This window comes from Algoriphagus sp. NBT04N3 (assembly GCF_019443765.1).
Classification (GTDB): domain Bacteria; phylum Bacteroidota; class Bacteroidia; order Cytophagales; family Cyclobacteriaceae; genus Algoriphagus; species Algoriphagus ornithinivorans.
In genome coordinates this window covers 2,084,700-2,102,963 of sequence record NZ_CP048415.1, presented here as the reverse complement: position 1 = coordinate 2,102,963, position 18,264 = coordinate 2,084,700, and the positions used below count along the sequence as shown (strand labels likewise).

13 protein-coding genes are annotated in these 18,264 nt (G+C 38.9%); 8 read left to right on the top strand and 5 right to left on the bottom strand.

The annotated features are described in order from the left end of the window. Positions 1–124: 124 nt before the first annotated feature. The 5 genes from GYM62_RS09125 to GYM62_RS09105 all read left to right on the top strand — a co-directional run bounded on the left by GYM62_RS09125 (position 125) and on the right by GYM62_RS09105 (position 7,839). Positions 125–1,261, top strand: coding sequence for an aminotransferase class I/II-fold pyridoxal phosphate-dependent enzyme (locus GYM62_RS09125; protein WP_219959174.1), 1,137 nt, complete (start codon positions 125–127; stop codon positions 1,259–1,261). Positions 1,262–1,265: 4 nt separating this feature from the next. Further along, complete coding sequence (locus GYM62_RS09120) at positions 1,266–1,895, top strand: sugar transferase (protein ID WP_339816477.1); 630 nt, start codon at positions 1,266–1,268, stop codon at positions 1,893–1,895. 575 nt (positions 1,896–2,470) lie between these two features. Further along, positions 2,471–4,381 (top strand): nucleoside-diphosphate sugar epimerase/dehydratase, encoded by a 1,911-nt coding sequence (locus tag GYM62_RS09115; protein ID WP_219959173.1) that lies wholly within the window; start codon positions 2,471–2,473, stop codon positions 4,379–4,381. Between the two features lie 437 nt (positions 4,382–4,818). After that, the gene (locus tag GYM62_RS09110; protein ID WP_144603005.1) at positions 4,819–6,399 is read left to right on the top strand and encodes an NAD(P)/FAD-dependent oxidoreductase; all 1,581 of its coding nucleotides are present in this window, start codon (positions 4,819–4,821) and stop codon (positions 6,397–6,399) included. Positions 6,400–6,459: 60 nt separating this feature from the next. Next, a complete protein-coding gene (locus GYM62_RS09105; protein WP_219959172.1) occupies positions 6,460–7,839 on the top strand; it encodes an exonuclease domain-containing protein in 1,380 nt (459 codons plus the stop codon). Positions 7,840–8,283: 444 nt separating this feature from the next. On the opposite strand, the gene GYM62_RS09100 is transcribed toward GYM62_RS09105, so the two are convergent. Next, on the bottom strand, positions 8,284–9,477 hold the full coding sequence (locus GYM62_RS09100) for a sorbosone dehydrogenase family protein (protein WP_219959171.1): 1,194 nt from the start codon (positions 9,475–9,477) through the stop codon (positions 8,284–8,286). A gap of 87 nt (positions 9,478–9,564) precedes the next feature. On the opposite strand from GYM62_RS09100, the gene GYM62_RS09095 reads away from it, so the two are divergent. The 3 genes from GYM62_RS09095 to tnpA all read left to right on the top strand — a co-directional run bounded on the left by GYM62_RS09095 (position 9,565) and on the right by tnpA (position 13,927). After that, positions 9,565–11,496 carry an ABC-F family ATP-binding cassette domain-containing protein gene (locus tag GYM62_RS09095; protein WP_219959170.1) on the top strand — a complete coding sequence of 644 codons (1,932 nt, stop codon included), beginning with the start codon at positions 9,565–9,567 and terminating at the stop codon, positions 11,494–11,496. Positions 11,497–11,534: 38 nt separating this feature from the next. After that, positions 11,535–12,806 (top strand): type IX secretion system plug protein domain-containing protein, encoded by a 1,272-nt coding sequence (locus GYM62_RS09090; RefSeq protein WP_219959169.1) that lies wholly within the window; start codon positions 11,535–11,537, stop codon positions 12,804–12,806. Between the two features lie 659 nt (positions 12,807–13,465). After that, positions 13,466–13,927 carry an IS200/IS605 family transposase gene (gene tnpA / locus GYM62_RS09085; RefSeq protein WP_144603020.1) on the top strand — a complete coding sequence of 154 codons (462 nt, stop codon included), beginning with the start codon at positions 13,466–13,468 and terminating at the stop codon, positions 13,925–13,927. Positions 13,928–14,598: 671 nt separating this feature from the next. On the opposite strand, the gene cas6 is transcribed toward tnpA, so the two are convergent. The 4 genes from cas6 to GYM62_RS09065 all read right to left on the bottom strand — a co-directional run bounded on the left by cas6 (position 14,599) and on the right by GYM62_RS09065 (position 18,188). Beyond that, on the bottom strand, positions 14,599–15,489 hold the full coding sequence (gene cas6 / locus GYM62_RS09080; RefSeq protein WP_144603026.1) for a CRISPR-associated endoribonuclease Cas6: 891 nt from the start codon (positions 15,487–15,489) through the stop codon (positions 14,599–14,601). A gap of 97 nt (positions 15,490–15,586) precedes the next feature. After that, positions 15,587–16,684, bottom strand: coding sequence for a redox-regulated ATPase YchF (gene ychF, locus GYM62_RS09075; protein WP_219959168.1), 1,098 nt, complete (start codon positions 16,682–16,684; stop codon positions 15,587–15,589). Beyond that, positions 16,684–17,778: an AI-2E family transporter gene (locus GYM62_RS09070; protein ID WP_219959167.1), complete on the bottom strand. Its 1,095-nt coding sequence runs from the start codon at positions 17,776–17,778 to the stop codon at positions 16,684–16,686. The genes ychF and GYM62_RS09070 overlap by 1 nt, the downstream gene beginning before the upstream one ends. 80 nt (positions 17,779–17,858) lie before the next feature. After that, positions 17,859–18,188, bottom strand: a complete 330-nt coding sequence (locus GYM62_RS09065) for a DUF3276 family protein (RefSeq protein WP_091649772.1) — start codon at positions 18,186–18,188, stop codon at positions 17,859–17,861. Between the last annotated feature and the right edge of the window lie 76 nt (positions 18,189–18,264).

Genomic DNA, 18,264 nt, shown 5'->3' with positions numbered 1-18,264 from the left:
GAACCACTTAAAACTAATAAATGCCCTTCGGGGCATTTTTTATTTGAATAAATTTTATGTTTGGTTGGGTTTTTGATAGAATCTATTTAGTTTCCCATCATAAACGGTATGGCGTACCCCATAAGTGGCATTTCAGTATAAACTTTCCGCTCCAATCTTTGGTGGAAATGAACTTATTTACACCCAAGAAGCCATCAGTTCCGGGCAACTGGCAACTTCAGGCAGCTTTATCGATAAATTCGAAAGGAAACTTGGGCGAAAACTGAAAACTCATCAAGCTGTAGCCCTTAATTCTGGAACCAGCTCATTACATTTAGCCCTTGTTCTTTTAGGCGTAAAAGCAGGTGATGAAGTAATTTGCCAATCTTTTACTTTTTGTGCCTCAGCTAATCCCATCATTTACTTAGGAGCAACTCCCATCTTTGTAGATAGTGAAAAGGAAACATGGAATATGTCTCCAGAACTATTAGAAGATGCCATTATGCATAGGATTGCTCATGGCAAAAAGCCCAAAGCAATCATTGTGGTTCACCTCTTTGGAATGCCTGCTAAAATGCAGGAAATCATGGAAATAGCTGGCAGATACAATATTCCGGTTTTGGAAGATGCTGCTGAGGCTGTGGGAAGTACTGTGAATGATCGCTATTGCGGAACCATGGGAGATATCGGTGTATACTCTTTCAATGGAAATAAAATCATTACTTCCGGTGGAGGAGGAGCATTAATCGCTAATGATAGTTCTCTGGTAGAAAAAGCAAGATACCTTTCAACTCAAGCACGAGAAGATCTTCCATATTATCAGCACTTGGAAATAGGCTATAATTATAAAATGAATAATTTGGCTGCTGCAGTGGGCTTGGCTCAGTTGGAGCAGTTGGATCAGTGGATTGACAAGAGGAGGGAGGTTAACACTATTTACCGCGAACTCCTAGGTAGAATACCAGGTATAGTATTTCAGGATGAGCCCGAAGGCGTCACCTCCAATTATTGGTTGACTACGATTCTGATCGACGATAAAGTGACTGGTTTCACTAATGACAACCTGAGGGTTGCCTTAATGAAGAACGGAATAGAAACCAGATTTTTATGGAAACCTCTACATATGCAACCTGTATTTAGAAAGGTGCAGTTTTTCGGTGGTGATATTTCCAAAAGTTTATTTCAAAAAGGAATTTGTCTACCAAGTTCTGCTGATTTGACCTATGAGGATCAGGAAAATATTGTAGGTATTGTCATCAAGGAATTAGCCAAAACATTCTGAGTTTGTGATTTATAGAAAAGTCGGTAAAAGACTGCTGGATCTATTGGTGGCAGGAACCCTTTTTTTATTGCTATCTCCTCTTTTTCTATTTCTCTATTTAACCTTATTCCTTTATTTCCGGGGTAATCCAATTTTTAAACAAACCCGTCCAGGATTTCAGACCATTCCTTTTAGTATTTTGAAATTCAAGACCATGACGGATAAAAAAGATTCGTCGGGAAACTTGCTTCCAGATTCGGAGCGGATTACCAAGTTTGGAAGAGTCATCCGGAAGTTTTCTCTGGATGAAATGCCTCAGTTGCTCAATGTAATCAGAGGGGATATGAGTTTGGTAGGTCCAAGACCCTTATTGATGGAATACCTTCCCCTATACAATAAAGAGCAGATCAAAAGGCACTTAGTCAAGCCCGGAGTCAGTGGTTGGGCTCAGGTCAATGGTAGAAATACCATCTCTTGGGAGGAGAAATTTGAATTTGATACTTGGTATGTGGAAAATGTAAGCTTTCTACTGGATTGTAAAATTCTAATTATTACTTTTTTTAATGTTCTATTAGGTAAAGGAGTATCTCAACAAGGGCATGTGAGTATGGGGAAATTTGAAGGAAGTAAGCAGCAAAAGGTTCATCTTTCATAATAGCTCAAGGAATCTGCAATCCCGGAATTATTTAAGTGTATTTTTGCCCTGAGGATGAAAAATATGGCTTTGAATTAGCCCAAATGATCAGTATCCGATTGCTCCGGTCTTCGGTTGCTTGTGCTGAGCGAAGTCGAAGCATCCAATCGGTCAAACAAAGAAAATATGGCAACAGGCATAATTCCGGATTTCCAGATTAATTCAAGCTTTCGCACTTTATAATTCACACTTCCAACTTAGGGTTCCTGTGAATTAACAGATTATTCAAATAAATTTGTATATTTCATCAAAATAATTGACTACACTGTTTTTCTCTTTTTAAACCTGTTGTACTCCAAATTTTCCCATTTAAATAAGAATTAGAAAAACTGTTTCCGCTTAAATCCAATTCCTTTGTTTTTATCGTATTTCAAAAATACCTAACATTCAATTGAAATAATTCAAAATAAAATTGGATTGAACTGAAAAATACACAAGGATATTTGGTTTAGCAGGATAAAAAATCTTATTTTGCGAAGTGATAGAATTAGTGAGGCCCTACCTTTTAACCTTATCAATTTGAAACAATATCTACTATGAATTTTTTAACCAGGCTTAAAATCCTTCCTAGATGGATCATAGCTACGCTAGATGCTCTTATACTTTTCCACTGCGCGCTTTTTGGCTATTTGGTAAGATTTAATTTTGAATTAGCCTTAATAGAACAAAATGATGCTGTTGCTGGAAGTTTTACCTTTATGATAGGTGGACTCTTGGTCATGCAGAATACCCGAAGCTATGAGGGGATCGTTAGACATACCGGTTTTAAGGATGGTTCCAATATCTTTAAAACGGTCCTGATCAATTTTATTTTATTTCTCTTTTTAAATTTTTTCCATGGAAGTTTCCTGAATGATAGATTTCTACTTCCTACTTCAGTTTTGATTATTGCAAGTTTGTCCTCGCTTTTCATGCTTGTTTTCTATAGACTATTGGTAAAAGAGCTTTTTGTCTATTTGAAAAATGGCTTCATCGCAAAAGAACAAAGAAACGGAGTGATTTTTGGTGCCGGAGAGGCTGGTATTATTGCTCAGGAAGCTATTAAAACAGATAGTAAATCCTATTTCAATACCGTTGCATTTTTGGATGATGATCCTAAGAAAGATGGCAAAAATATTTCCGGAACCAGAATCTTTCACGGACTTTCTCAATTGGAAAAACTAGTCAGCCAGCATGGAGTAACAGAGCTAATTATTGCTGTCAGGGATCTTTCAGTACAGCGGAAAAGAGAAATTATCGACGAATGCCTGAGATTAAAAATATCAGTTTCTATAGTCCCTCCTGTAGATCAATGGATCAATGGAGGCTTAACTGCAGGAGCAATTCGTGAAATCAAAATTGAAGACCTTTTATCCAGAGATCAGATTCAGTTGGATAATCCGAGAATCCATGAGGATTTGATTGATAAGGTCGTATTGGTAACCGGGGCTGCAGGTTCAATCGGGTCCGAACTTTGCCGACAAATCTCTTATTATCAACCAAAGCTTCTTATCATGTTAGATATAGCTGAATCGGCTTTATATGATGTGGAGAATGAGTTTAGGGAATCTTATCCATCCTGCCCAATCAAGATCATTTTGGGAGATGTGAGGAATAAGAAGAAGATGAAGGAAGTCTTCAAAAATTTCAAGCCTCAAGTAGTATTTCATGCCGCAGCTTATAAGCACGTGCCGATGATGGAGAACTATCCGGAAGAAGCCATTCATTCCAATGTGATAGGGACTAAAATTCTGGCAGATCTTTCTGTTTTGGCTCAGGTAGATAAGTTTGTGTTTGTATCTACGGATAAAGCCGTAAACCCTACCAATGTGATGGGGGCTAGCAAAAGAGCTGCTGAAATGTATGTGCAGGCTTTGAATGAATATTTGGAAGTAAATCATAAAAAATACCATACTAAGTTTATTACCACCCGATTTGGAAACGTGCTGGGCTCCAATGGTTCAGTTATACCGTTATTTAAGAAGCAGATTTTGCACGGTGGCCCTATTACGGTAACCCATCCAGAAATTACTCGATTCTTTATGACCATTCCTGAGGCTTGCCAATTGGTTTTGGAAGCAGCTGTAATGGGGCATGGAGGCGAGATTTATGTATTTGACATGGGGGAACCTGTAAAGATTCTCGATTTGGCCAAGAAAATGATTCAGCTTTCCGGTAAGAAAGTAGATGAGGATATCAGTATTGTATTTACAGGATTGAGAGAAGGAGAAAAGCTCTATGAAGAGCTGTTGAATGATTTTGAAACAGTGAAGATTACCCATCATCCTAAGATTAAAATTGCCCAAGTACTTCCTTCCGCTTATCACAAAATAGACGGGCAAGTGGAGCTTTTTCAAGAGCTAATCAATAAAAATTCAGAAAATGAATTGGTGGCTCATTTAAAGGTGATAGTGCCTGAGTTTATTTCCAATTCCTCCCGATTTGAGGTTTTGGATAGGATGAATTGATTTTTTGAAGTGTGACTAAGTAAGATTAGTTAATTGTTATTAGATACTTCGCTATTCGACGTTCATCATTCGATGTTCGATATTTTTTTTTGGAAGTGTAAAGTGTAATTGAGGATCAGTTAATTGTTATTGGTTGATATTTATTAGTTACTTCATTATTCGACATTGGTGATTGTGTAATCGAGTAATTGATGATCAGTTAATTGTTATTGGTTATTAGTTATTAGATACTTTGCTATTCGACGTTCATCATTCGATGTTCGATATTTTTTGGAAGTGTAATTGTGTAATTGTTTAATCGAGTGTCGCCGCCATTTTAATTCTCGTCTCTCGCTTCTCGTCTCTCGCCTCTCATCGCCTTTAATCGTACCTCATCCTTCGTAAATCCCAACTCCCTTTCCTACCTTTGCTATTGATTTAAGGATAAATACCTTACCATGAAGAAGAATTTCACTTTGCAACTAAGCCCGGAAGAGGCTTATGATCCCGAACTTTTTAAGAAAGTTCTACTAAATAAAGCTGGACTTTCAACCGAAACAGCAGAGGCCTTTGCCCGGCAAACCCGAAGATCCATAGACGCCCGAGGAAGAAGAGTGCGGGTTAATGTGGAGGCAGAACTTTTTATAAAAGAATCTCCTAAGCCGTTACTGGATGCTATCCCTGAATATCCCAATGTCAAAAATGCTGAAGCCATTATCATTGTAGGAGCAGGACCTGCAGGTTTATTTGCTGCATTGAGAGCGATTGAACTGGGAGTTAAGCCTATCCTAATAGAAAGAGGAAAGGATGTTAGGGCTAGAAGAAGAGACCTTGCCGCTATCAATAAGCATCATGTGGTAAACCCTGACTCCAATTATTGTTTTGGAGAAGGTGGTGCAGGTACATACTCTGATGGGAAACTGTACACCCGATCCAAAAAAAGAGGAGATATTCGGAGAATCATGGAGATTTTGGTGGCACATGGTGCTACGGAAGAAATCCTAGTCGATGCTCATCCTCATATTGGAACAAACAAGCTCCCGGTTTTAGTAGCCGAACTCAGACAAAGTATTCTCAACGCAGGTGGAGAAATTGCTTTTGAAACCAGAGTTGAGGATTTGATTTTAAATGATGGAGAGATCAAAGGGGTAGTGACCCAAAACGGGGAGAAAATTACCGGTAAGGGTGTCATTTTGGCAACAGGTCATTCTGCCAGAGATATTTTTGAATTACTACATAAGAGAGAGGTTTTGATTGAAGCAAAACCTTTTGCCTTAGGAGTCAGAATAGAGCACAGCCAAAATCTGATCGATAAAATCCAATACCATTGTGAAGTTGACCGCGGACCTTATCTTCCCGCTTCTTCCTATTCTTTGGTTCAGCAAACCCAATTTAAAGGAAAACAAAGAGGAGTTTTTAGCTTTTGTATGTGCCCTGGAGGCTTTATTGTTCCTGCTGCCACTTCTCCTGGAGAATTGGTGGTTAATGGCATGAGTCCAAGCCGAAGAGATAGCCGCTTTGCCAATTCTGGAATGGTGGCCTCGGTGGAACTGGAAGATTTAGGAGCCTATCATCAATATGGTCCTCTAGCTGCCATGCACTTTCAGGCAGATATTGAAAAAAGGGCATGGGAGGCCGGAGGAGAAACCCAGGTGGCACCAGCTCAAAGAATGGTTGACTTTGTTCAAAAAAGGGTTAGTTCCAGCCTTTTGGACACTTCCTACCAGCCCGGACTCAATTCGGTAGATATGCATGCTGTGCTTCCGGACTTTATCTCTGAGAGACTGGCTATGGCCTTTAAGGCTTTTGGTCAAAAGATGAGAGGATACTTGACTAATGAGGCACAGTTAATAGGGGTGGAGAGCCGAACTTCCTCGCCTGTTAGAATTCCAAGAGATAGGGAGAGCTTTGAACACCCTCAGATCAAGCGATTGTATCCATGTGGGGAAGGAGCTGGCTATGCAGGTGGGATTGTATCGGCTGCTATGGATGGTGAACGCTGTGCTGAGCATCTGATTGGAACCTACGTGAAGCGCTAAGCTTTCTGACTCTTATCGTCAGAAATACTATTCCTTCAAAATCATTCCCTAAATTCGATCATGGAATTTGCCATTGTGGATATTGAGACAACAGGAGGAAACTTCAGAAATGGAGGGATCACTGAAGTTGCTATTGTCATCCATGATGGACAACAAATCGTGCATGAATACCAAAGCCTGATCAATCCTCAGCAAAATATTCCAGCTTACATCACCGGTCTTACAGGGATAGATGATGCCATGGTGAGAGAATCACCTACTTTTGATGAAATCGCTGAGGAGATTTATGAATTATTGGAAGGAAAGGTTTTCGTCGCCCACCAAGTCAATTTTGATTTCGGTTTTATCCGTGAGTTTTTAGGTAGGTCAGGCTATGAATTGAAGAATCCGAAACTCTGCACAGTCAGGTTAAGCAGGAAGATTTTTCCGGGGATGCGTTCCTACAGTTTGGGAAGAATTTGTGAACAAAGAAATATTCCCATCCTTGCTAGGCATAGAGCGATGGGTGATGCTAAGGCAACTGCCATATTGTTTGGTCAGATGCTGGAAGAAAATCCGGAGGTTATCTATTCTGGTTTAAAGAAGAATTCTGGTGAGAGTTTTTTGCCTCCAAATTTTTCATCTCAGAGGTTTCGTGAAATACCGGAAAAATGCGGAGTCTACTACATGCTGGATCAAAAGGGAAAGGTCATCTATGTAGGCAAAGCGAATAATATAAGAGATCGATTCCGAGGTCATTTTACCGGTCAGAGCCATCCAAGCATCAAGCAGGAGTTGAAAGCTGAAGTTGTAGATTTAAAATGGAAATTGACTGGTTCTGAGTTTATGGCTTTGCTATTGGAAACTTTGGAAATCAAACGAATTTGGCCGAAGTACAATGCAGCGTTAAAAAGCCCAAGGAATATTTGGGGCCTATTTTCCTATCAGGATGGGAGAGGATTCACTCGGTTTCAGATTGCAAAAGTGATTAAATCCCTGCAACCATTAGAAACTTTTTTCTCTTCCGAGGAAGCGAAGGCCTTTTTAACAGATGCGATTCAGACCTATGAACTCTGTTCCAAATTGTGCGGTATTCGAAAGGTGAATTGTGAGGTAGTGAATGATACCATTTGCCAAGGTGCATGTGCAGAAAAGGAGGATACCCTCAAGTACAATCAAAGAGCTCAGGTATTTATACAAAAGGTGAAAGACAGCAAAGGCGATATTCGACTGGAGTTAGAGGGTAGAACGGAAGATGAAAGAGCTGTCTGTGTTTTTGAGGGAGGAATGCTTCGGGAATATGGATTTATCAAAGATGAATCTGAAAAGTTGGAAGCGGTTAAACCATATCCCGAAACCTCCTACGTGCTGAGGCAATTTTTACATCAGTTTTCAGCCCAGCAAATTCAAGTCATAAGTTCAAGAAGAAACAACCAAGAAATACTGAGCTTTGAGTTTTAATGACAATAAGTAACTTGAAAGCAAGCTAATTTTTTAGCTACTCACTAACACAATATCGATCGGTCAATTTCGAAGTTCCTAATAACCAATAACAATTATCTGATCCTCAATTAATCAATTACACCTTACTCAATTACTCACAAATATCGAACATCGAATGATGAATTTCGAATAGCGAAGTACCTATTAACTAATAACTTATAACAAATTACTGATCCTCCTCAGCTACTCAATTACTCTCAAAGACCGAACATCGAATGATGAATTTCGAATAGCGAAGTACCTATTAACTAATAACTTATAACAAATTACTAATCCTCCTCAGCTACTCAATTACCCACAAATATCGAACATCGAATGATGAATTTCGAATAGCGAAGTTTCTAAGAACCATTAACTAATAACAATTAATCAATTACACTTTACTCAATTACTCTCCAAAGATTATTCCCCATAAGTAACCCGATAAATACATCCTGCCATATCATCTGAGATTAGCAAGCTTCCATCAGGTAATTCCTGTACATCCACTGGTCTTCCCCATACTTCTTGACTGGCATCATCTAACCATCCGCTAGCAAAGACTTTTTGACCAGTCACATTTCCGGATCCGTCAATTTCAGCCAGAACAACTTCATAGCCTGATTTTTTACTTCTGTTCCAAGATCCATGTTTTGCGATGATCGCATTGTTTTTATAGGTACCCGGGAACATTCCCCCCTCATAAAAACGGATTCCCAAAGGAGCAACGTGAGCGCCCATTTTCGCTGCAGGTTGCACATATGCATTGGCTGCCTTTCCACTATCTCCAAACTCAGGATCTTTGACAGTTCCGGCATGCCAGTAAGGATATCCAAAATGCTGACCTTTTTCTGTCGCTCTATTCAACTCGCAATCAGGAATATCATCTCCCATCATATCCCTTCCATTATCGGTAAACCATAGATTACCAGTCTGAGGATGCCAGTCAAATCCAACTGTATTTCTCACTCCATGAGCATAGACTTCAGGGGTAGGGTTAGGTTTGCTCACATCCAATCTGGTGATGGATGCATAAATTTCATCTTCTGGATCGCAGATATTACAAGGAGCACCAACTGGCACATATAACATGCCGTCTGGACCAAAGGCTATAAATTTCCAGCCATGATGTCCCTCTGTTGGATAAGCATCATAAACCACTTCGTAGCTAGGATTGCTTAGGGTATTTTTGATATCCTTGAAACGTAGAATTCTACTCACTTCCGCTACGTACAAGTCTCCATCTTTGTAGGCAACCCCATTGGGCATTCGAAGGCCCTCTGCCAAAATGAATTTAAAATCAGCTTTTCCATCTGCATTTTCATCCACCAAGGCATATACATTGTTTTCTTGGCGGTTTCCAACGAAGATGATTCCGTTATCAGAAATCGCCATAGATCGGGCATTAGGTACATCTGCTGCCCAAACGTCAATTTTAAATCCTTCTGGTAGCTTGATTTTATCGAGCTGAACTTCCGCAGTGGCAGTGCGGATATCTACTTTATTACTTGAGTCAGGTGTTTTGATTTCACTGAGCTTCCCCTTTTGCTGACAGCTTGCCCCCAGACTTCCTATAGTTAGGGCAGCCAATAGACATATCTTATTAATTGAGTTCATAGTATCATTATTTACTTCTAATTTAATTCTTTTGAGATACTTTCTATAGTCTTCCTCAATAAACGGTTGAATCCTTATTTTTGCGCCATGCTTTCAATTTCAAATCTTTCCTATTTCATCGGCGGTAGAGCCCTTTATGAAAATGCCAACTTACACATCAAACCAAAAGATAAAATCGGTTTGGTAGGTCAAAATGGTACCGGAAAATCAACTTTATTAAAAATTATCAGCGGAGACTACCAGCCTAGCAGCGGGGAAGTTCAAAAAGCCAAAGATTGTACTATTGGTTTTTTGAATCAGGATCTATTATCCTACCAATCTGATGAAAGTATCTTGAATGTTGCCTTGGCTGCCTTTAAAGACACTTTGGCACTCCAGGATGAGATTGATGAGGTATTGAAAAAAATGGAAACGGATCATTCTGAAGAGATTATCAACAGATTGGCTTTTCTACAAGATCGGTTCGAAGCCAATGAAGGCTATACCATTAAAGCCAAAGCAGAGGAGGTGCTAGAAGGAATTGGTTTCAAGACCGAAGATTTGGAAAAGCCTTTACGAACTTTCTCAGGAGGCTGGAGAATGCGAGTGATGCTAGCCAAGTTACTTTTGGAAAAGCCTTCGCTTTTGATGCTTGATGAACCGACCAACCACCTGGATCTTCCATCCATTCAGTGGGTTGAAAATTATCTCAAAACCTATGAAGGTGCGGTGATTGTGGTTTCTCACGATCAAACCTTCCTAGATAATTGCATTTCAACAACAGTTGAGGTAGCCAATCAGACTTTGACGACTTATGCAGGGAATTACTCTTTCTACAAGGAAGAAAAGAAAGAGAGAATGGAGATTCAGCAGAATGCTTATGAAAATCAGCAACAGATGATTAAGCAAACTGAGCGATTTATTGAGCGTTTCCGCGCGAAAGCTTCCAAGTCCAATCAGGTTCAATCAAGAGTAAAGGCATTGGATAGAATGGAGCGGGTGCACGAGGTGGTGGATGATGAAGCATTTGTGAATTTCAAATTTAAATTTTCTCAAAAATCGGGTCGGGACGTGGTCGTATTGGATCATGTGAGCAAAAGTTATGGGGATTTGACCATTTTGAAGGATACTTCTGCAAGAATAGAACGTGGGGATAAAATTGCCCTGATCGGTGCCAATGGAAAAGGGAAGTCTACTTTGCTGAGGATCATTGATGGGACAGAAAAAATCAAAGGTGAGAGAACTGAAGGCTATAATGTTATCAAGTCCTTTTTTGCTCAGCATCAGTTGGAAGCTTTGACTTTGGATAATGAAATTATCCAAGAGATGTCACAGGCAGGAAGTGCCAAAACCGAGACTGAATTAAGGAATGTTTTGGGTTGCTTTCTGTTTACAAATGAGGAAGTTTTTAAAAAAATCAAGGTTCTTTCGGGAGGTGAAAAATCCAGAGTTGCTTTGGCTAAAACACTGATTTCGGAAGCGAATTTCCTCTTGCTGGATGAGCCAACCAATCACCTGGATTTCCAGTCTGTTAATATTTTGATTCAAGCTTTGCAGCAGTATGAAGGAACATTTATCACAGTTTCTCACGACAGACATTTCATCAAAGGGGTAGCCAACAAAATCTGGTACATAGAGGATCATCAGATAAAAGAATATCCCGGAACATACGAAGAGTATGAGTTTTGGAAAAGCCAGCAAGTAAAAGAGGAGGGAACGAATCAGGCCCAGGAAAAAGCAGAAAAGAAAGAACAGAAAAAAACTATCAACCCTCAGGATCCTGAAGTTCAGCAGGCTAAAAAGAACCTGAAGAAATTAGAAAATCAGTTGGAGTCGGTTGAGAAAGAAGTGGAGAACTTAGAAGGAAATCTGGCTTCAATAGAGAAAGAATTGGCTGATCCCGAGCTATACAATGATGATGAAAAGGCTGCAAAAGTTCAGGATAAATACCAGTCGGTTAAGGGTCAATTGGACCGGAAAAATGCGGAATGGGAAGAGTTGGTGGATGAGATTTCAAAATTGCAGGAAACTATCAGCTGAGCTTTTCGTTTTGGATGCTAAAATCTCTATTTTGAAAGATGTTTAAATCCTTTAGATATACGCTTTTACTTTTTTGTTTGATATCCATTCATGCTTTTGGACAGGTAGAGGACATGGTTTACAAAGACCATATACAATCTGTCAGGATATTTCCTGTTGGTGCGGCATTTGACAGCCATTTGGATGCGCCGGTGATTTCCATGTCTGATTCCCGGCCTTTGATGTTGCTCTTTGATGATTTGGCTTATGATCCGGAATTGTACGCTGCTAAACTGATTCACTGCGATGCGGATTGGAAGCCAAGTCAACTGAAAGACAATGATTTTCTACCCACTTTCAATGAATTTAATATCCAGGATTTTGATTATTCCAATAATACCCGAGTACCCTTTATTCATTATTACTTTCAAATTCCAAGAGTTACCAAGTCAGGGAATTATGTAGTCAAGGTTTATGCAAATCGCGATGAAAACAATGTAGTTCTTACCAAGCGATTCATGGTATATGAGGAATTATTTGCGGTAGGAGCTTCCATTGTACCACCATCCCAAACTTCTCAAAGAAGAAATTCACAGCAGATAAATCTAGCTGTCAATTACTCAAAAGGGGAGGTGATGGACCCTAACTCTCAGATTAAAGTGGTTATCAGACAAAATCAGCGTTGGGATAATGCCCGATTTTTAAGCAGGCCAACATTTCTAAACGAGAGTTCAAAAACGATGCGTTTCGAGAGTTTCGATGGAGAGAATGCTTTTAGTGCCGGGAATGAATTCAGGTTTGTGGATTTGAGGTTTATTCGTGCAACAGGGGTGAATGTGGCTTCTGTGGAGGTTTTGGACGACATTATTTATGCTGAAGCTCAAGTTGATAGACCTAGACCTGCTGAGATTTACTCTCAATACCTGGATCTCAACGGACAATATTTGGTGAATACCAACGATAGGCCAGGAGGTAACCCAGAGGTTGAAAGTGAGTATATGCTGACCACTTTTCGATTGTACCATCCTCAAAGTTCTAACCCAGTTTATTTGTTGGGAGCTCTAACGAATTGGGGGAAAAATCCGGAGGCTAAAATGCAATGGAATGCCGAAATGGGAGTTTATGAAACTACGCTGTTATTGAAGCAAGGATGGTATGATTACCAATATGGTTATAAAGATGGAAGCCAGTTCTCAACTGAGGCTTTTGAAGGAGCCCATTTTGAAACAGAAAATGAATACGAAGTATTGATTTACTTCAGAAATCTGGGTTCTAGATATGATCAATTGGTAGGCTATGTGTATTTACATCCCAATAGAAGAAGATTGTAATTGGGATTGAAAACCGATAGTCCATGTTAGTTCCTCATATCATACCATTGATTGATTATATCTTTCGTCCCTATGGGACCTCTATGATTAAAAGGTAGATCGCTAAAATATCCAGAGATTAAAATCTCTGCCCGTCCGCCGGGGTGGGGCTAGGATATCTATCGTCGCTACGCGACTAATCGCTTTTTCAAATATTTTGGTGCGGCCAGAATGCCGTAGGCATGAAGTATATCCTAGCCCTGTCTTCGACAGGCAGGCAGCCATTTTAATGGCTGGAAATTAGAAATATCGAAAGGGTTTTGAATGCCGTAGGCATGACCAATTTTGATATGGACTTCTTTTTGAATTTAGGACTTCAGTTCATTCGATTTTTATTCTCATATATCAAAATCTCTGCCCGTCCGCCGGGGTGGGGCTAGGATATCTATCGTTGCTACGCGACCGATGGCTTATTCGAATATTTTAGGTTCGGCCAAAATGCCGTAGGCATGAAGTATATCCTAGCCCTGTCTTCGACAGACAGGCAGCCATTTTAATGGCTGGGATGCCGAATAGCTAATTAGGTTAAAAATGCCGTAGGCATGGCCGATACTAATGAAACCAAAAACATAAATAATCGTTAGTTTGATTTGAATTTTAAATTTTTAATCTAAATTTTTATGCCAAACACATATTCTTCTCTTTATTGCCACACCATTTTCGCGGTTAAGTTTAGACATGCTGCCATCCAAAACTCTTTTAAAAAAGAGTTATTTGGTGTATTAGGAAACCTTATAAATGAATCGGGATGTAGTACCGTAATTGTAAATGGGGTTTCAGATCACGTTCATGCCTTATTTAAGTTTTATCCGAAGAACTCTATTTCAGAAGTAATGAAAGGCGTGAAGGCTAAATCCTCTAAATGGATAAATGAGAATGGTTTTTTGAATTATAGATTTGAGTGGCAAACAGGATTTGGTTCTTTCACCAATAGCCAGAATCAGATTGGGAAACTATTTGATTATATAAAAAATCAAGATGAACATCATGAAAAAATAACCTTCAGGGAGGAATATTTGAATTTGTTAAAAGCTCATCAAATTGAATTTTTGCCTGAATATTTATTTAAGGAGTTGGAATGATTGAATAAATCGGTCGTCCCTATGGGACTTCTATGATTAAAAGGTAAATAACTAAAATATCCAGAGATTAAAATCTCTGGCTAGGACATCTATCGTCGCTACGCGACTATTTCCCTAATAAAGATGGTTCCACTAAAACGCCGTTTGATTAAGGCTTGTAACAAAAAGCTCAATTTCAAAAGATGAATATTATGTTTATGGCGTGGGTCAGAATTCTGTCGAAATGACGGATTTCAAATGGATCGTCCCTATGGGACTTCTATGATTTAAAAGTAGATCGCTAAAATATCCAGAGATTAAAATCTTTGCCCGCCCACCGCGGTGGAGCTAGGATATCTATCATCGCTACGCGACTAATTGCTAATTCAAATATTTTAGGTGCGGTCAAAATGCCCAAAGTGTGAGGCATTTTACAAAAAACTCAATTTCAAAAAATAAATATGAAGTTTATGGTATGGCTCAGAATGCCGTAGGCATGAATGATTTCCTAGCCAGCCATTTTAATGGCTGGGATGCCGAATAGCTAATTAGGTTAAAAATGCCATAGGCATGGACGATTTTACCAACAGAATTATCAGAGATGAAAATTCTTGTTAATTTTTTTTATAAAAAGTAGGAATAAAAACAAAGGTCAAAAAAAATCCCCGCTAGCTAGCGGGGATTTTATGTTTTTAATCTTCTTTGCTCTCGTCAGAGGAACCTTCTGTTTCCTCAGGAGCTACATTTTGACGAACTCTTTCAGTAGGTCGGTAAGGCACAAAGCCTTCTCTCTTGAATTTGTAAGTAGTTGTTCTGTTTCCGGCAGGGTGATTTGCCAAGTCCAACATACCAAAACCTTTGTGTGTAAAGGCACCCAACCCACATTTAAACACGAAGTCTTGAACTTCCGGTGCGGCATATAAAGTGAAAGGAAGGGTGTATCCTCTTACTTCATACTTCACATCCATGTCATAGACTGCATAGATTCTTGCGAATTTTTTCTGTTGTTCTTTGAGTTTATTGACATAGACCATGTCAGGCACTACCTGGAACTTATAGAAACTTTCCATTTGCTCTGGTGTATACCAGCCGGATCGTTCCATTCTTGTTAAGGTAGATTCATACAATAAGTCTGAAAATTCATCGCTATCAGGGCTGATGAATCTTTTGCCAATCTCCTCGTTGAATGCAGGGGTGATTAAAACCAACGGGGAAATACAAACAAATTTGTTTGAAGTTTCCAACTCAGGCTCCACTTCCAATTCAGTGTACTCTGGAGAGAGAATCAAATTTCCCAACTCAATTTTCGGAGTTGCAAATACCTGCTCCAATAAGTAATCCATGAAATCTTCACTTTGAGAAGATAACACAAGAGTTACCAAGCTGGAGTAGTAGTGCAAACCGCTTCTACTTACTTTAGTCTGACCCTTAAGACCAGAAAAATTAAAGTAGTTGTAGTTGAAGAACTCTTCTCTTCCTCCTTTGACAATTAAACCTTTAAGGAATTGTGCAAGGATGTACTGGTGATGAAAAGGTAAATAGGAACCTTTGTTTTTTAATGAAAATATTAGTCTAACTCTCACGATAAATTAAAAATAAATGAGACAATAAATTAATGAAAACAGATAACGTTTTTGGGTGGATAAGCGAGGTAAAATTACATTAAATTTTTATAATATCTTAAACATTGAATCTAAAATGCATGATATCTCCATCTTTTACGATATATTCTTTCCCTTCTATCGCTATTTTTCCATTTTCTCTGCATGCAGCTTCTGTTTTGAATTGCTGATAGTCTACAAGCTTGATTACTTCTGCTTTAATAAATCCACGTTCAAAATCAGTGTGGATTACCCCGGCAGCCTGAGGCGCCTTCCAACCTTTTTTGATGGTCCATGCTCTTACCTCCTGAGGTCCTGCTGTAAAATAGGTGATTAAATCCAGCAAGGAATAGGCGGCAGAAATCAGTTTATTAAGACCACTTTCTTCTAAACCGTACTCACTTAAAAATAATTCCTTTTCTTCAGGGTCCTCAAATTCAGCAATTTGAGACTCCAATGCTGCACATAAAACAATGACTTCAGCATTTTCTTCCTGAACTTTATTTCTAAGCTCTTCGACGTATTTGTTGCCAGTTTGAATGCTTCCTTCATCCACGTTGGCTACATATAGCACGGGCTTGATGGTTAAAAGTTGTAAGTCACGGATAATTTCCAGATCCTCCTTCTCGATTTCGATCGCTCTGGCATTCAAACCGGATTTCAATCCATCTCTGAATCTAACCAAAACTTCAAGCTCTTTTTTGGCTTTGGCATCCCCTGATTTGGCTACTTTTTCTATTCTAAGGATTTTTTTCTCTACTGATTCTAGGTCCTTCAATTGTAGCTCAGTATCGATTACTTCTTTATCGAAAATAGGGTCAACGCTACCTGCGACATGGACAATATTATCGTCCTCAAAGCATCTGATTACATGGATAATTGCATCGACTTCACGGATATTTGCCAGAAACTTATTTCCCAAACCTTCTCCTTTGGAAGCTCCTTTTACCAATCCGGCGATGTCAACAAACTCGATAACTGTTGGTAAAACCCGCTGAGGATTTACAAGTTGCTCCAAAGTTTTAAGTCTTTTGTCAGGAACAGTCACTACACCCACATTGGGTTCAATCGTACAAAAAGGAAAATTTGCCGCCTCAGCTTTCGCGCTGGAAAGGGAATTGAACAAAGTGGACTTTCCTACATTAGGGAGTCCTACTATGCCACATTGTAAAGCCATTAATTAGATGTTTTTATTTTAAATATTCTATAGGATTTATACCCCTTATAAAATTCCATCACAGAAACTCTAAAAATGGTATAAACCGGTATCGCAAAAATCATCCCCAGTACTCCGGCGATTTTTGCCCCGGCAAAGATAACAACAAAAATTTCAAGGGGATGAGCTTTTACTGATTTCGAAAAAATCATAGGCTGTAAAAGAATATTATCTATGATCTGAACGATGGAAAAAACCGAAAGAATCTTGATTAATAAATAGGTGAGTTCAGAATCCTCTGAAAAACTGCCGGTTGAAATCCCTACAATAATCCCAAAAGTAGCTCCCAATATAGGACCCGCATAAGGAATCAAATTGGCAATTGCTGCAAATAGAGCGATGGTAAGAGCATATTCTATTCTCATTATAGACAGCCCTAAGCTCGCGATCGTGAAGATGGCCAAGATCTGTAATAAAAGTCCCGATAGATAATTGGACAATAGCTTCTCAACTTTGGTGAAAGTTGCCACTGATAGTTCAAAATAGGGGTTGGGAATCAAATTGAGTAAATTCCTTCTTAATAAACCATTTTCCAGAAGCAGGAAAAAAGTGATGAATGCTACGGCAATCAATCCTATAAATAAGGAGCTGGCGGTACTGAAAACCTGACTGATAAAGGTGCCAAAATCAAAACCTGTAATTGCTCTTACAATAAATGATTTGAACTGTTCAAAAAGATAGCCTGGTTGGGATTCTATCAATTGATATTTCAGTAGGAAATTTTCAACTCGTGCAATTGGAATTTGAATTTGTTGGTAAATACCCTCTAAGTCCAAGTTGCTCAGAATAATTAATTGATTATTGATCAAAGGGAAAAAAAGCAATCCCAAAAGGATAAGAAGCAAAACGATCGCAGAATATGAAATGAGAATCGCTGTCCATCGTGGCACGTGTTGGCCACCAATGTGAAAATCATTCAATCGATTGGTTAGAGGTCGCAACAGAGCTGCTAAAATCAATGATAAAATTAGATAAGCAGTAATATTTGAAAAGTACCAACCGAAGAGAAGGAAGGCTCCAATGAACAAGAATAGATAAATAAAAAACCTCTGCATTTTGGATAAAGTAAAAGGAGGCTGTTTGGCCTCCTCTAATATACTATTTACTCAACGTGTTCTAAATTTTTGGAAATTTTCTATTCCCATTTTAATTCATCACGGTATTCGTTTTCTGAATCTTCATTTTCAAACTGAGTAAAATCCACTTCTGGCATCAATTCAGTTTTGATATGGTCTACAGACTCATTCAATGCTTCCACAAATTTGTGGAAATCCTCCTTATAAAGGAAAATTTTGTGCTTTTCATAAGTAAATGAATCACCATTTACTTTTCTTTTGCTTTCAGTGATGGTCAAATAATAATCATTTGCCCTAGTAGATTTGATGTCGAAAAAATAGGTGCGTTTACCTGCTTTCACTTTTTTAGAGAAAATTTCATCTCTGTCGTATCCTCTTCGATCTTCCACAATGCTTTAGTTTTAGTTGCTGGGGTAATTTATTTGAAAACTAAGATAGCATAAATCATTTTTAGATTTCAAGCTG